This window comes from Mesorhizobium sp. WSM4821, assembly GCF_055901555.1.
In genome coordinates, this window is record NZ_CM148371.1 from 692,244 (window position 1) to 707,549 (window position 15,306).

Genomic DNA, 15,306 nt, shown 5'->3' on the forward strand with positions numbered 1-15,306 from the left:
AGGACCATCCATGAGCGCAGCCAAGCAAGTCATCGTCATCGGGGCCGGCATCGTCGGCGCCTCCATCGCCTGGCATCTGGCGAGGGCCGGGGCAAAGGTGACGGTCGTCGCCGACAGCGGCGCCGGCGGGCTCGCCACGCCGAATTCCTTTGCCTGGATCAATGCCAGCTGGGGCAATCCTGAACCCTACTTTCGGCTGCGCACCCGCTCGATGGCCGAATGGACGCGGCTGGCAGAGGACCTGCCCGGCATACCGCTCGCCTGGTGCGGCGGCCTGTGCTGGGACCTGCCGGCGGCAGAACTAGAAACCTATGCCTCAAGACATTCCTCTTGGGGCTATGGTATCGAGCGCGTCGATCGTGCGGGGGCCGCACGCATCGAGCCCAATCTTGCCGAGCTTCCCGAATTCGCCCTGCATGTGCCTGGGGAAGGCGTTGCCGAGCCGGTCGTGGCCACGCGGGCGCTGCTGGCCGATGCCGAGCGCCACGGCGCGCGGGTGATGGCCGGAACCGCCGTGACCGCGTTGGTGGAGGCCAACGGCAGGGTTACCGGCGTGGATACGTCAGGCGGGCGCATTGCCGCCGACGAGGTGGTGATCGCGGCGGGCGCCGGCGCTCCGGCAATCGCCGCGACCGCCGGGGTAAAACTGCCGATCGAGACGCCGCCCGGCCTGATCGTCCACTCGCGGCCCCATGAAAAGCTGCTCAACGGCCTGGTGCTCGCCGAACGGCTGCACATGCGCCAGACGGCGGAAGGCCGCATCATCGCAGGCTCGGATTTCGGCGGCGCCGATCCGGGTATGGATGCCGAAGCCACCGCCCGCGCGTTGCTCGCTGCGATGAAGGGCCTGCTGCGCGGTGCCGACGGGCTGGAACTGGATTTCCACACGGTCGGTTACCGGCCGACGCCAATCGACGGCTTTCCGATCGTCGGACGCGCTGAAGACGTGAGCGGCCTTTATGTCGCGGTCATGCATTCCGGCATCACGCTGGCGCCAGCCGTCGGCCTGTTCGCCACCCGGGAAATCCTCGACGGCGCGCGTGATCGTCTACTCGAGCCCTATGGCCTGGGGCGCTTCTCTCAGTAGCCGGGAGGCCTGCGAACAAGGCAATCGCCTTGGGTTAGCGTCGCCCACCGGCACATCGCTCACCGTCCCCTGTTGTGCGCCCGCTCGTAAAGCTCGCGGATGATTCCGCTTGCCGTGGAATCGAACAGGAACGGCAGGAAAGCGTGAATGAGCGCGGCGAATGCCGCCATGAATAGTCGCGACGAGAACCAGGCGGCGAAAGCCATGTGGCCGAAATAGGTTTCGCCCACCGAAGCCGGGTGAGAGGTGAAAAGTCGCGCAAGCCGTGCTGTCATGTCTCCTCCTGTCGGGCATGCAGACCCGATAACGAGTAGATTGACACGAATCTCCGGTTCATTGGTCCCAAATCATCCTTGTATCTGGTCAATTTTTGGGACAAACATCCCACATGACGCTGAACATCGATGAGATTGACCGAAGGTTGCTGGCCGAGCTGCAACGCGACGGTACGCTGTCGGTCGACCAATTGTCGGAAAGGGTGTCGCTGTCGCGCAACGCCTGCTGGCGCCGGGTCAAGCGGCTGGAAGAGGACGGCGTCATCACCGGCCGGGTGGCGCTGGTCGATGCCGACAAGCTTGGGCTTGGCCTATCGGTGTTCATCCTGGTCCGAACCTCCAATCACGATCCGGACTGGCTGCAGAAATTCCGCGCGGCAGTGACCGGTTTTCCCGAGATCACCGGCGTCTACCGCATGTCCGGCGACCTCGACTATGTGCTGCGCGCCCGCGTCGCCGACGTCAGGGCTTATGACCGGCTCTATCAGCGTCTGATCGCCAAGGTGGCGCTGTCGGACGTCTCGGCCTCCTTCGTCATGGAGGAGATCAAGGAGACGACGGTCGTTCCCGTGGAACTGCGCTGAAGCGGAACCGCGCTGAAAGAAAGCCGTTGATAGCGTAGTCGCCGAGTTGACCGAATCGGTGTTGGCGGCGATAGGATCAGCCTCATGCGCGCAGCACTCTATTCCTCCTCCGTCATCGGTCCGGCCGTCGGCTTCGTCAGGCTGCCGCATGGCGAAGGCCTGCCGCTTCCCGCCTATGAAAGCCCGGGCGCCGCTGGCATGGATTTGCGCGCCGCGGTGCCGGACGACCGGCCGCTGCTGATCCTGCCCGGCAAACGCGCGCTGGTGCCGACCGGGCTGATCCTGGAGATTCCAGAAGGCATGGAAGGCCAGGTCCGGCCGCGCTCGGGTCTCGCCTTCAAGCACGGCCTCACTTGCCTCAACACGCCGGGCACCATCGACAGCGACTATCGCGGCGAGGTGAAAGTGCTGCTGATCAACCTCGGCGACGAGGATTTCGCGGTGACGCGCGGCATGCGGATCGCCCAGATCGTCTTTGCGTCCGTGATGCAGGCGGCGGTCGAGGAGCGCACATTGGCCGGCGGCACGACGCGCGGCTCCGGCGGATTCGGATCGACCGGCACGGCCTGATGTCTGGGTCCCTACCTCAACTCGTCATCTTCGATTGCGACGGGGTCCTGGTCGACACCGAGAACCTGGCCAATCGACGCCTCGCCGAATGGCTTGGCGCCGCCGGCTTTCCGGCGAGCTTCGAATATTGCCGCAGGAATTTTTCCGGCCGCAGCATGGCCTCGGTGCAGAAGGAGGTCGAGGCGACCGGCGTCAGCCTCGGCGCCGATTTCGTCGAACGCTGGAACGCCGGCCTGCCGGACCTGTTCGGGCACGGCGTCGAAGCCATTCCCTACGTCCGGGAGTTCATCGAAGCCGTGCACGCGGCCGATATCGCCAGTTGCGTCGCTTCATCGGCACGGGTGTCGAAGATGCACATCACGCTCGGCCAGACCGGGCTGCTGCCGCTGTTCGAACACGCGCTGTTCAGTTCAAGCATGGTCTCGCGCGGCAAGCCGTTTCCCGACCTGTTCCTGCATGCCGCAAGCACGATGGGCTTCGCGCCCGCCGACTGCATCGTCATCGAGGACAGTGTCGCCGGGACATTAGCCGGCATTGCCGCCGGCATGCGGGTGTTTTCCTATCACGGCGACCCGCATTCCGACCGCGACGGCCTGGCCGAGGCCGGCGGCGTCCTGTTCGACGACATGCGCGAACTGGCCGGGCTGGTGCCGATCCACTGATCTGATATTTCAGGCTGCTTATCCGGCTGTACGCCTCACTCGTCCGTGTTAGCTTGCGAACGCTCGACAGTTCGAGGAACGCATGAATTCCATCCTGCTTCGCTTCATCCTCGCCTTCCTGCTGCTACCGTGTCTGTGGACCGCGGCCGGCGCGCAAGGCGTCAGCTTCCCGGACCTCGGGAGCACCGTCCCCGGTCACGAGGACACGACCTATCTCGATCTCGCCAGGATGGTCATTCCCGATCTGGCGGCGGACAAGGACGGCTTCTACCGTGGTTCCAAGCCGATCGAGATGCGCCATATCGAGGGTCCCGATAGCGGTGGCCCGCCGCCCGAAACGGCGGGGCTTTCCGACGCCGCCGCGCTCGACATCAAGGCCGGTGGCAAGGATCGACTGGCGATGCTGTTCGACCTCGGCGCCGCCGCCGACAGCGCCGAGGGTTTCGCGGTGCTGGCGCTTTACGATCTTGCCGGCAAGCCGAGACTGCTCGACGTTGTCAATGTCGCCGTCGATCGGAGCACCTATTTCCGCGATCCGGGCAAGCTGCCGATCGGGCCCGGCGATGACGTCATCATCACGCTGAGCACGCATTTCAATTCGAACCAGGGCTATGTCGGCACGCCGCTGATCCTGGTCCGCGACGACAGGTTCGAACTGATCGACGTGATCCACACGTTCGACGAGATCCTGTGCGCCTACAAGCGCACGCAGGAATTGGCCTTTCAGACCGTTGCGGACGGCCAGCCCTATGCGGCCATCAAGGCCACGGTGACCGATACCACCGTCCCGAATGGCGAAAACTGCGACGATGCGGCGCCCGACGCTTCCCCGCGCGACATCTCCGTCACCTACCATTGGGACGGGGCCGCATATGTCAGGGATTCCGACGCATTGGATAAATTGGCAGGAGAGAACGCCAAACGCTTCTGAACCCGTCGCATTCGTTTGCCCAGCGCGCGGCGCCGGGATAAAATGGCTTCGCACTCTGGGGAGCATCCATGGACAAGGGCAAAATCTTTCGCGACCTGCATAACTCGATCTTCGTCATGCCCAACCCCTGGGATGTCGGCACGACGAAGCTTTTGGCCTCCTTCGGTTTCGAGGCACTGGCGACGACCAGCGCCGGTTTTGCCTTTTCGCGCGGCCTGCCCGACGGCGCGGTGACCTTCGACACGATGATCCACCATTGCCGCGAGGTGACGGCGGCGACCGCCCTGCCGGTCTCGGCCGACCTAGAGAAGGGCAAGGGCGACAGCGCGACGAGTGCCGCCGAAACCATCTTCGCGGCCGAAGCGGCTGGCCTCGCCGGCTGCTCGATCGAGGACCATACCGGCGAGCCCGACAAGCCGATCTACGATTTTTCGCATGCCGTCGAGCGCGTCGCCGCCGCGGCGGAGGCGGCGCGGGCGCTGAAGCACGATTTCGTCTTCACCGCGCGGGCCGAGAATTTTCTGTGGGGCAGGCCCGACATCGACGACACGATCAAGCGGCTGCAGGCCTTCGAGAAGGCCGGCGCCGACGTGCTCTACGCGCCGGGCATCGGCGACATCGAGACGGTACAGACTATCTGCTCGGCGCTGACCAAGCCGGTCAATGTCCTGGCGAGGCCCGACTTCACCATCGCCGACCTCGCCCAGGCAGGGGTCAAGCGTGTCTCGCTTGGGTCCGGGCTGACCAACTTTGCTTTCGGCATGCTGGAGACCGCGGCGCGCGAGATCCAGCAGGACGGCACGTTCGGCTTCAGCCGCGCCGCCATGCCGTTCGGCAAGCTGCAGGCGCTGTTTGCCGAATCCTTGGCTTAGATAGGCTCCGACCCATGACGCTTGCCGTCGTCGACATGCACACCGGCGGCGAGCCGCTGCGGATCGTCACCGGCGGCTATCCGCAGATTCCCAAAGGCACGATCCTCGAGAAGCGCGCTTATGTGCGCGACCACCTCGATCACCTCAGGAAGATCCTGATGTTCGAGCCGCGCGGCCATTACGACATGTATGGTGCGTTGCTGGTGGAACCCGACCTGCCCAGCGCCGACCTTGCGGTGCTGTTCATGCACAATGAAGGCTATTCGACCATGTGCGGCCACGCCATCGTTGCGCTCGGCCGCTACGCCGTCGACGAAGGGCTGGTGGCGCGACGGGAGCCGGTGACGACGGTCAACATCGAAGCGCCGTGCGGGCTGGTCGTCGCCTCGGTCGAGGTGCAGGACGGCAAGGCGGGTGCTGTGTCGTTCGAAAGCGTCCCGGCCTTTCTGTTCGCCCGCGACCAGCAGATCGAATTGCCGGATTACGGTGCGATCGGCTTCGACATCGCCTATGGCGGCGCCTTCTATGCACTGGCCGACTGCCATCAGTTCGGGCTGGAATTCGATAAGAACCGCGTGCGCGATTTCGTCGATGCGGCGACGGCGCTGACGGGGAAATTAAAGACCGAATTCCCGCTGTCGCACCCCGACCATGCCGATCTCGCCTTTCTCTACGGCACCATCCTGACCGACGGACAGGATGTATTTTCCGATGCCCCGACCAGGAACATCTGCGTCTTCGCCGAGGCCGAGGTCGACCGTTCGCCAACCGGCTCGGGCGTCACCGCGCGGCTGGCGGCGATGCATGCCAAGGGCCAGATCGCGATCGGGCAGGCACGGATCTTCGAGAGCGTCGCCGGCTCGCGCTTTTCCGGCAGCGTGGTGCAGACGGCAAAGGCCGGCCCGCATGACGCCATCATCGCCCGCGTCGGCGGCCGCGCCTTTTATTCCGGGCGGGCCGAATTCATCGTTGAGCCCGACGACGTGTTGGGACGCGGTTTTCTGCTGCGCTAAGTCCGCCGATATTCCGGCCGCGCCGCTTCCCGCGCCGAGATCGCCTTGTGCAGATGCACCATCATGGCGGCGGCGAAGAGCGGCGTCAGGAGGTTGAGCAGCGGCACGGCGAGGAAGGCGGCGACAACCAGCCCGGCGAGGAACACCGTGACGGCATGTTTCCTGCGCAACGCCCTGGCCTCAGCCTCCGGGCGAAAGCGCATGGCGGCGAATTCGAAGAACTCGCGCCCGAGCAGATAGCCGTTGACGATGAAGAAGGCGGCAATGTTGATGCCCGGCACCAGCAGAAGCAGCAAGGCGACGATGTTGCCAAGAATGACGACGCCGAAGAATTTTATCGCCAGCACCATCGAGCGCAGCGCCGGCATGGCGCGGCCGGGCGGGTCGTTGGGGTAGTCGGCGCGCTCGACCAGTTCGGCGACGTCGTCGAGGAACAGGCCGGCGATGATCGCCGTCACCGGCGCGATGAGCAGCGCCATCCCGAAGGCAAGAGCGATAGCGGCGATGATGCCGCCCAGCCAGCCGGCCCAGGACGGCAGGCCGGGTATCAATGTCTCAATCCAGGGCAGGGCCAGCCATTCGACAAGGCTTGTCAGCCCGAACCACAAAGCCGCCAGCGCCAGCAAGGTTAGCGCCAGCGTCTTGATGAAAACCGAGCGGAATTCGGGCGAGAACAGCCGGCTCAGGGCTGCGCGGGCGGCGTCTGATATCACGGCGTTTTCAAACCCCACAGCGCTTTCAAAACCCAGTATGTGTGACGCGCCCATCTGGGCAGGACGCCCCCGAGATAGGAACGGCAAATCACCGGCGCAACTGCCGCTGACAACGCAACCTACCGCGCGAGCGCCGGCTTGCCGGGGGGAATGGTCATCGCCGCCACGCCGGCGACGACGAGGGCCATTCCCCACCACGCCGTCGGGCCAAGGCTTTCGCCGAGGAACACCGCCCCGATGCCGACCCCGATCGGCACGCGCAGATAGGCTTGCGAGGTGGTGCCGACGGAGCCCAGCGTATGGATGAGGCGGAAATAGATGCAGAAGGCCAGCGCGGTTGAAAAGACCGAAAGTCCGAGCAGGGCAAGGATCGAGGCCGTTGACGGCGCCAGCGTCCAGGGTCGGTCGAACACAAGGCTCAAGGGGACGAGGATCGCTGCGCCGCAGAGCATCGAACCGGCGGCCGGTATCATCGGATCGAGGCCCTTGAAGCCCCGGCCGAAAATGGCGGCGCCTGCATAGCAGACCGTCGCAGCGACGACGGCAAGCTGCGCCCACAATTGGTGACCAAGACCGCCAAGCGCCTGGGTGCCGACGATAAGGCATATTCCGGCTATTCCCGCGCCGACGCCGAACAGTTTGCGCATGGTTACCGGCTCGTGGCGCGTGATGAGCGCGGTCAGCAGGAAGGTGAAGATCGGCGAGGTCGCGTTCAGGATCGTGGCAAGGCCGGCGTCCAGCGAGCGCTCGGCCGCCGCGATAAGCGTGAACGGCACGACGCTGTTGAGGCATGCCTGAAACGCGAACCGGCGCCAACTGGCGGCGTCGCGCGGCAGGGCAAGGCCTCGCCAGCGGATGAGAGCGAGAAGAATTCCACCCGCAATCGACGTTCGGGCGGCGATCAGCGTTATCGGCGGGATCGTCTCGACGCCGATCTTGATGAAGGTATAGGAAGCGCCCCACAGCACCGCCAGCGCAACGAGAAGCGCCAGTTCGGTCTTCACAGTGGTTTTCGTGGGCATGGCGACTCGCACCTTCAGGGTGGACATTGATCGACTACGCCATCCCTATAGGCAAGGCACGGAAGAAATGCTTCGATCGTTATCCAACCGTGATTGTTGGCTAGGCAAAGCCGCATCAAATCGCTAGACCCGCCCGCGGCCGGCGTGGCAGAAAGCCGGTGGTTTTATCGCGGAGACATCATTGATGCCGGATTATGACGTGCTTTGTATCGGCAATGCCATCGTCGACATCATCGCCCAGTGCGACGAGGCATTCCTGGAGACGAACGGCATCATCAAGGGCGCGATGAACCTGATCGACACAAGGCGCGCCGAGCTGCTCTACAGCCGCATGGGCCCGGCCATCGAAGCCTCCGGCGGCAGCGCCGGCAACACGGCGGCTGGCGTCGCCAGTTTCGGCGGTCGCGCCGCCTTCTTCGGCAAGGTCTCGAACGACCCGCTCGGCGAGATCTACGCCCACGACATCCACGCGCAGGGCGTCGCCTTCGACACCAGGCCGCTTCAGGGCGAACCGCCGACGGCGCGCTCGATGATCTTCGTCACGCCCGACGGCGAGCGCTCGATGAACACCTATCTCGGCGCCTGCATCGAACTCGGGCCGGAGGACGTCGAGCCCGACAAGGCGTCGGGTGCGGCGGTCACCTATTTCGAGGGTTATCTGTGGGACCCGCCGCGCGCCAAGGAAGCGATCCGGCAGACGGCGAAGCTCGCGCATGCCGCCGGCCGCGAAGTGTCGATGACGCTGTCGGATTCGTTCTGCGTCGACCGCTACCGCGACGAATTCCTGGACCTGATGCGCTCGGGCACGGTCGACATCGTCTTTGCCAACAGCCACGAGATCAAATCGCTCTACCAGACCGCCTCCTTCGACGAGGCGCTGGCCCAGATCCGCAAGGACTGCAAGATCGCCGCCGTCACCCGCTCGGAAAAGGGCTCGGTCATCGTGCGCGGCGACGAGACCGTCACCGTCACCGCGACCAAGATCCGGGAGCTGGTCGACACCACAGGCGCCGGCGACCTCTACGCCGCCGGCTTCCTCTACGGCTACACGCAAGGGCGCAGCCTGAAGGATTGCGGCGATCTCGGCTCGCTGGCGGCCGGGCTGGTCATCCAGCAGCTGGGGCCAAGGCCGCGGCAGAATCTGCGCCGCGAGGCCGAGCAGGCGGGGTTGATTTAGGGATTTTCTCTCCCCTTGCGGGCCCTCGCACGGGATGTCGCCGTGTAGCGGCGGCGGCCTTTGCCGTCGCACTGCACGGGCGAACCGCAACAATTGAAACACTTCAGTCGAGTTTCGGCATTCGTCCGAAACAGTCGGGCGCGAAAAGCCGCGCCATGGAGCGAACCCGACGGGATGGCTCCGCGGCCGAGGCCGCCAACCAACTGAAGGACCCAGAAAATGTCTACTTCCGTAACAGTCGACGATGTCGATCCCAGCGCGTTGACGCCGACGCGGCCCGAGAAGCCCTACACCGGCGCCATAGCTGGTGCGCATCAGGAAAGATCGGCCGCGCTCGCCAAAGGCATGGCGCGCCTGACATCGATGTTCAAGATCGAACGCGCCGGCGTCGTCTTGCTGCTGGCTGCAGTCGTCGGGGCCATGGTCGTCACCAACGGCGCCCGCGCCGAACAAAACAATTTCAAGGTAAGGCACGGTGTTTCGCAGGCCGTGAAGCAGAGCCCGGCGACGCCGCATATTCGCCTCGCTCGCCGCGCCGAAACCCTCAGCACGTCAGGCAAACTGCCGTTTGCCGACAAGATCCGCCCCAGGATAAACGCGAAGATCGACTGCGCCGCGATTGGCTGCAAGGCCAAGCCGCCGATCCTCAAGCATCAGCGCAAAGGTCTGCCTTGCAAGATCGTCGGATGCAAGCCTGGCAATGACGGCCATGGCGGCCACCACGGCGATCACCACAACCACCATAAGCATGGCTCTTGGGCGTGGGGCGGCGTGACGATCGTCGCTTCCGACCATGGCGGCTGCGGCTATGAATTCTGGAAATGGAAGACGACCGGCTGGCGCTACTGGCGGCATGCCTATCTGAGCTGCCGCGACTGGGAATGAGCCGTCACTATGTCAAGTATTTGGCCTTCCCCCGCATGCGGGGGGAGGTTTTTTGCCTACCGATTGCGGCGAGCCGAACCAGGGCCCATCGGCGCTAGCGCGAAGAAAGTTTGCCGGCAAACGGCGTGCCGCCGTCCTGGCATCGGCGACGCGGACCGCTTCAAGTCCCGGCCGAATACGCCGCGATGGCCGCCATGTTGACGATGTCCGAATCCTTGGCGTTGAGCGAAACGATCTGAACCGGCTTGTTGAGGCCGACCAGCAGCGGGCCGATGACGGTCGAGCCGCCGAGTTCCTGCAGCATCTTGGTCGAGATCGAGGCCGAGTGAAACGCCGGCATGATCAGCACATTGGCCGGCCCGGTCAGGCGGATGAACGGGTACTGCGCCATGGCGCGCGGGTTGAGCGCCACGTCGGCGGCCATCTCGCCGTCATATTCGAAATCGACGCGCCGCTTGTCGAGGATACGTACCGCTTCCTGGACGCGCTCGGAGCGCTCGCCCTGCGGATGGCCGAAGGTCGAGTAGGCGAGCATGGCGAGCCTTGGCTCATAGCCCATGCGGCGGGCAAAGCCGGCGGCCTCCTCGGCGATGTCGGCGATCTGTTCGGCATTCGGCATGTCGTGCACGGCGGTGTCTGCGACGATCACGGTTCGGCCCCGCGCCAACACGATCGAGGCGCCGATGACGCGGTGGCCGGGCTTGGCGTCGATGACGCGGCGGATGTCGTCTAGCGCCGTCGAATAGTTGCGGGTTACGCCGGTGACGATGCCGTCGGCGTCGCCCAGCGCCACCATGCAGGCGGCGAAATGGTTGCGGTCGTTGTTGATCAGGCGCTGGCAGTCGCGAAACAGGAAGCCCTTGCGCTGCATGCGCTCGTACAGATAGTCGGTGTAGACGCCGTTGCGGCGCGACAGCCTGGCGTTGATGATCTCGATGCCTTGCCTGTCGAGTTCGATGCCGGCGTTCCTGGCGTTCTCCTTGATGATGTCGTCGCGGCCGAGCAGGATGGCGGTGCCGAGCCGCTGGTTCACATAGGAGACGGCGGCGCGCATGACCTGCTCCTCCTCGCCCTCGGCGAAGACGATGCGCTTGGGCTGGCGGCGCACACGGTCGTAGATGCGCTGCAGCGTCGAGGCGATCGGGTCGCGGCGGGCGGAAAGCTCCTGCGCGTAGCGGTCGAGATCCAGGATCGGCTTGCGGGCGACGCCGCTATCCATCGCCGCCTTGGCGACCGCGATCGGAATGGCCGCGATCAGGCGCGGGTCGAACGGCACCGGGATGATGTAGTTGGGGCCGAATTTCGGCCGGTTGCCCTGATAGGCTGCGGCGACGTCGTCGGGCACGTCCTGGCGCGCCAGCTCGGCCAGCGCCCGCGCCGCGGCGATCTTCATGTCGTCGTTGATGGTGGTGGCCCGCACATCCAGCGCGCCACGGAAGATGTAGGGGAAACCAAGCACGTTGTTGACCTGGTTCGGATAGTCGGAACGCCCCGTCGCCATGATGGCGTCGGTGCGGATCTCGGCCACTTCCTCGGGCGTGATCTCCGGGTCGGGGTTGGCCATCGCGAAGATGATCGGATTCTTGGCCATCGACTGCACCATCGTCGTGGTCAGCGCGCCCTTGGCGGAGAGGCCGAGGAACACGTCGGCGCCGTCCAGCGCCTCGGCCAGCGAGCGTGCGTCGGTCTTGACGGCATGCGCCGACTTCCACTGGTTCATGCCTTCGGTGCGACCCTGGAAGACGACGCCCTTGGTGTCGCAAAGGATGATGTTGTCAGGCGTGAAGCCCATCGCCTTCATCAGCTCGATGCAGGCGATGCCGGCCGCACCCGCCCCGTTGCAGACCATTTTCGTGGTCTTCATGTCGCGGCCGGTGACTTTGAGCGCGTTGATAAGGCCGGCGGCAGAGATGATGGCGGTGCCATGCTGGTCGTCATGGAAGACCGGTATGTCCATCAGCTCGCGCAGCCGCTGCTCGATGATGAAGCATTCCGGCGCCTTGATGTCCTCGAGGTTGATGCCGCCGAACGACGGGCCGAGGAAACGCACGCAGTTGATGAACTCGTCGGCGTCCTCGGTGTCGACCTCCAGGTCGATGGAATCGACGTCGGCGAAGCGCTTGAACAGCACCGCCTTGCCTTCCATCACCGGCTTGGCGGCCAGCGCGCCGAGATTGCCGAGGCCGAGGATGGCGGTGCCGTTGGTGATGACGGCGACCATGTTGCCGCGCGTCGTATAGTCGAAGGCGCGGCTGGGATCCTCGGCGATGGCGAGGACGGGAACCGCGACGCCCGGCGAATAGGCGAGGCTGAGGTCGCGCTGCGTCGCCATCGGCTTGGTGGCGACGATCTCCAGCTTGCCCGGCCGGCCCATGACATGGAAATCCAGCGCCTCCTGCGCACTGACGGAGGGGCCGTTGTTTTCGGTTTTCCTGGCCATGATGCTTTCGGTTTCCTCACCCGTGCGGCACCGCTTGAGACGGGGTGCGTGCTTTTTTGAAGCTTCCGGATTAAGGCTACACGCCGCCGCTGTAAACCGCCAAGCGATCCGCAAATGCTGTTCGGGCTCGATGCCGCCCGGCACTGGACGAGCTCGGCAATTCCCGAGCATGGCCGCGCCGTCTTCCCCTGTTTTTCAAGCCGCCAGCATTAAACCGCGCGATCACATCTGCTAGCGTGCCGCGCATGGACATGCGCACTACGAAAGACACCGACGCCCCGGCGGCCATGACGCCGACGCCCGCCGCCGCAAGCGGCGCCACGCCGATGATGGAGCAGTATATCGAGATCAAGGCGGCGAACCCGGATTCGCTGCTGTTCTACCGCATGGGCGATTTCTACGAGCTGTTCTTCGACGACGCCGAGAAGGCGAGCCGGGCGCTCGGCATCGTCTTGACCAAGCGCGGCAAGCACCTGGGCCTCGACATCCCGATGTGCGGCGTGCCGGTGCATGCCGCCGACGACTATCTGCAGAAGCTGATCGGACAAGGGTTCCGTGTCGCCGTCTGCGAGCAGATCGAGGATCCGGCAGAGGCGAAGAAGCGCGGCGGCAAATCGGTGGTGCGCCGTGACGTGGTGCGGCTTGTGACGCCCGGCACCATCACCGAGGACAAATTGCTGGCGCCGTCGGAATCGAGTTTTCTGATGGCGCTGGGACGGGTCAAGGGCGGAGCCGAACATAACTTTGCCCTGGCCTGGATCGAGATCTCGACCGGAGCCTTCCGCGTTGCCGAGACCACCGCCGACCGACTGCTCGCCGATGTCTTTCGCGTCGACCCGCGCGAGCTGATCGTCGCCGAGCCGGTGTTTTACGACCCGGAGCTGAAACCGGTGTTCGACGTGCTTGGCCGCGTCGCCAACCCGCAGCCGCCGAGCCTGTTCGATTCGGCGTCGGCCGCCGGGCGCATCGCCCGCTTTTTCGAGGTGGCGACGCCGGACAGTTTCGGCACGTTCTCCCGCGCCGAACTGTCGGCGATCTCAGGCGTCATCGCCTATGTCGAAAAGACGCAGAAGGCCGAGCGCCCGCCACTGTCGCGGCCGGAGCGCGAGGAGCAGGGTTCGACGCTGTTCATCGATCCGGCGACGCGCGCCAATCTGGAGCTACTGCGCACCCTGTCCGGCAGCCGCGAAGGTTCGCTGTTCAAGGCGATCGACCGCACGGTGACCGGCGGCGGGGCGCGGCTGCTCGCCGACCGGCTGATGGCGCCGCTGACCGATCCGGCGGCCATCGGCGCAAGGCTGGATTCGGTGTCGTTCTTCCGCTCCGAGACACGCCTGTGCCAGGCGGTGCGGGCGAGCCTGAAGAGTGTCGCCGACATGCCGCGCGCGCTGTCCAGGCTGGCGCTCAACCGGGGCGGCCCGCGCGATCTCGGCGCGCTGCGCGCCGGATTCGAGGCGGCGGGCGCTATCGCCGAACTGTTTGGGGAAATCGCCCTGCCCGCGGAACTCGCGGCGGCTTTTGCCGCGATCGCGGCGCTGCCGCGCCCGTTGGCCGAGCATCTGAGCCAGGCGCTCGGCGACGAGCTGCCGCTGCTCAAGCGCGACGGCGGCTTCGTGCGCGGCGACTACAATGCAGAACTCGACGAGATGCGGGCATTGCGCGACGAGTCGCGAAAGGTGATCGCCGGGCTGGAGCGCTCGCTGATCGACGAGACCGGCATCCGCTCGCTGAAAATCCGGCACAACAATGTGCTCGGCTACTACATCGAAGTCACCGCCAATCACCATGCGATCATGACGGGCAGCGATGGGGCGAAGGCGCGCTTCATCCATCGCCAGACCATGGCCAATGCCATGCGCTTCACCACGACCGAACTGGCCGAGCTGGAAACGAAGATTGCCAATGCCGCCGACCGGGCGCTGGCGATCGAGCTTGCCGCGTTCGACAGGCTGACGGCGGAGGCGGTCGGCGAGGCGGACACAATCCGCGCCGGCGCCGAAGCGCTTGCGGTGCTCGACGTGTCGGCGGCACTTGCGCTGCTCTCCGAGAGCGAGGCCTGGTGCCGGCCCGTGGTGGACGCGAGCCTCGCCTTCGAGATTTCGGGCGGGCGCCATCCGGTGGTGGAACAGTCACTGCGGCGTTCGGGCGAAGGCCCGTTCGTCGCCAATGATTGCGACCTGTCACCGGAAGGCGACGCCAAGAACGGCGCGATCTGGCTGCTGACCGGCCCCAATATGGGCGGCAAGTCGACCTTCCTGAGACAGAACGCACTGATCGCCATACTCGCCCAGACCGGCTCCTTCGTGCCGGCGGCATCAGCTCATATCGGCGTCGTCGACCGGCTGTTTTCACGTGTCGGCGCCTCGGACGATCTGGCGCGCGGCCGCTCGACCTTCATGGTCGAGATGGTCGAAACGGCGGCAATCCTCAACCAGGCCGGCGAACGCGCTCTGGTGATCCTCGACGAGATCGGCCGCGGTACCGCCACCTTCGACGGCCTGTCGATCGCGTGGGCGGCGGTCGAATATCTGCACGAGAAGAACCGCTGCCGGGCGATCTTCGCCACCCATTTCCACGAGATGACGGCGCTGGCCAGCAAACACTCGCGGCTGCACAACGTCACCATGCGGGTCAAGGAATGGGAGGGCGACGTGGTCTTCCTGCACGAGGTCGGCAAGGGCGCCGCCGACCGCTCCTACGGCGTGCAGGTGGCGCGGCTGGCCGGCCTGCCGGAAGCGGTCGTCGGCCGGGCCCGGGAAGTGCTGCGCCAGCTGGAAGCGGGCGAGGTTTCGGGCAAGGCCAACCGGCTGGTCGACGACCTGCCGCTGTTTTCGGTGGCGGTGAGGCGGGAAGCGCAGAAGCCGGCGAAGGATGACGTGCTGGGTGCGGCGCTCGGCGCGATCAACCCCGACGAGATGACGCCGAGGGAGGCGCTGGAGGCGCTGTACCGATTGAAGGGGATGGTGGGGAAGTAGAGTGGCTGAGGTCGTCTGACGGCGTTCCTTCACCCCCCCTCTGTCCTGCCGGACTGTCCGACAGGACAGAGAGGGGTGGGTGGGAATGCGGCTCCTAAAT

The 15,306-nt window shown here is 65.4% G+C and carries 14 protein-coding genes; 10 read left to right on the forward strand and 4 right to left on the reverse strand.

Going from position 1 to position 15,306, the window contains the following annotated elements; genetic code table 11:
• Positions 1 to 10: 10 nt before the first annotated feature.
• Positions 11 to 1,087 (forward strand): NAD(P)/FAD-dependent oxidoreductase, encoded by a 1,077-nt coding sequence (locus tag AC0NID_RS03130; RefSeq protein WP_473450733.1) that lies wholly within the window; start codon positions 11 to 13, stop codon positions 1,085 to 1,087.
• 59 nt (positions 1,088 to 1,146) lie between these two features.
• On the opposite strand, the gene AC0NID_RS03135 is transcribed toward AC0NID_RS03130, so the two are convergent.
• Positions 1,147 to 1,362 carry a DUF6356 family protein gene (locus AC0NID_RS03135; protein ID WP_473450735.1) on the reverse strand — a complete coding sequence of 72 codons (216 nt, stop codon included), beginning with the start codon at positions 1,360 to 1,362 and terminating at the stop codon, positions 1,147 to 1,149.
• Between the two features lie 113 nt (positions 1,363 to 1,475).
• Here AC0NID_RS03135 and AC0NID_RS03140 point away from each other — a divergent pair, with 113 nt between their 5' ends.
• From AC0NID_RS03140 to AC0NID_RS03165, 6 genes are all read left to right on the forward strand, one after another.
• Positions 1,476 to 1,946, forward strand: coding sequence for an Lrp/AsnC family transcriptional regulator (locus AC0NID_RS03140; protein WP_473450737.1), 471 nt, complete (start codon positions 1,476 to 1,478; stop codon positions 1,944 to 1,946).
• A gap of 84 nt (positions 1,947 to 2,030) precedes the next feature.
• Complete coding sequence (gene dut / locus AC0NID_RS03145; RefSeq protein WP_473450739.1) at positions 2,031 to 2,516, forward strand: dUTP diphosphatase; 486 nt, start codon at positions 2,031 to 2,033, stop codon at positions 2,514 to 2,516.
• A complete protein-coding gene (locus AC0NID_RS03150) occupies positions 2,516 to 3,178 on the forward strand; it encodes an HAD family hydrolase (protein ID WP_473450741.1) in 663 nt (220 codons plus the stop codon). Before dut ends, AC0NID_RS03150 begins: the two co-directional genes overlap by 1 nt.
• An 82-nt stretch (positions 3,179 to 3,260) precedes the next feature.
• Complete coding sequence (locus tag AC0NID_RS03155) at positions 3,261 to 4,109, forward strand: hypothetical protein (protein ID WP_473450743.1); 849 nt, start codon at positions 3,261 to 3,263, stop codon at positions 4,107 to 4,109.
• Positions 4,110 to 4,177: 68 nt separating this feature from the next.
• Complete coding sequence (locus AC0NID_RS03160) at positions 4,178 to 4,981, forward strand: isocitrate lyase/PEP mutase family protein (protein WP_473450745.1); 804 nt, start codon at positions 4,178 to 4,180, stop codon at positions 4,979 to 4,981.
• Between the two features lie 14 nt (positions 4,982 to 4,995).
• A complete protein-coding gene (locus AC0NID_RS03165; RefSeq protein ID WP_473450747.1) occupies positions 4,996 to 5,994 on the forward strand; it encodes a proline racemase family protein in 999 nt (332 codons plus the stop codon).
• On the opposite strand, the gene AC0NID_RS03170 is transcribed toward AC0NID_RS03165, so the two are convergent.
• Together AC0NID_RS03170 and AC0NID_RS03175 are read right to left on the reverse strand one after the other, a co-directional pair.
• Complete coding sequence (locus AC0NID_RS03170) at positions 5,991 to 6,707, reverse strand: sulfate transporter family protein (protein ID WP_473450749.1); 717 nt, start codon at positions 6,705 to 6,707, stop codon at positions 5,991 to 5,993. The genes AC0NID_RS03165 and AC0NID_RS03170 overlap by 4 nt on opposite strands.
• 119 nt (positions 6,708 to 6,826) lie before the next feature.
• Positions 6,827 to 7,729 carry a DMT family transporter gene (locus tag AC0NID_RS03175; RefSeq protein WP_473450751.1) on the reverse strand — a complete coding sequence of 301 codons (903 nt, stop codon included), beginning with the start codon at positions 7,727 to 7,729 and terminating at the stop codon, positions 6,827 to 6,829.
• 184 nt (positions 7,730 to 7,913) lie between these two features.
• On the opposite strand from AC0NID_RS03175, the gene AC0NID_RS03180 reads away from it, so the two are divergent.
• Complete coding sequence (locus tag AC0NID_RS03180; RefSeq protein WP_473450753.1) at positions 7,914 to 8,906, forward strand: adenosine kinase; 993 nt, start codon at positions 7,914 to 7,916, stop codon at positions 8,904 to 8,906.
• Between the two features lie 219 nt (positions 8,907 to 9,125).
• Complete coding sequence (locus tag AC0NID_RS03185) at positions 9,126 to 9,791, forward strand: hypothetical protein (protein WP_473450754.1); 666 nt, start codon at positions 9,126 to 9,128, stop codon at positions 9,789 to 9,791.
• Positions 9,792 to 9,951: 160 nt separating this feature from the next.
• On the opposite strand, the gene AC0NID_RS03190 is transcribed toward AC0NID_RS03185, so the two are convergent.
• Positions 9,952 to 12,231 carry an NADP-dependent malic enzyme gene (locus AC0NID_RS03190; protein WP_473450756.1) on the reverse strand — a complete coding sequence of 760 codons (2,280 nt, stop codon included), beginning with the start codon at positions 12,229 to 12,231 and terminating at the stop codon, positions 9,952 to 9,954.
• A 245-nt stretch (positions 12,232 to 12,476) separates the two neighbouring features.
• Here AC0NID_RS03190 and mutS point away from each other — a divergent pair, with 245 nt between their 5' ends.
• Positions 12,477 to 15,206, forward strand: a complete 2,730-nt coding sequence (gene mutS / locus AC0NID_RS03195; RefSeq protein ID WP_473450758.1) for a DNA mismatch repair protein MutS — start codon at positions 12,477 to 12,479, stop codon at positions 15,204 to 15,206.
• Positions 15,207 to 15,306: the final 100 nt, after the last annotated feature.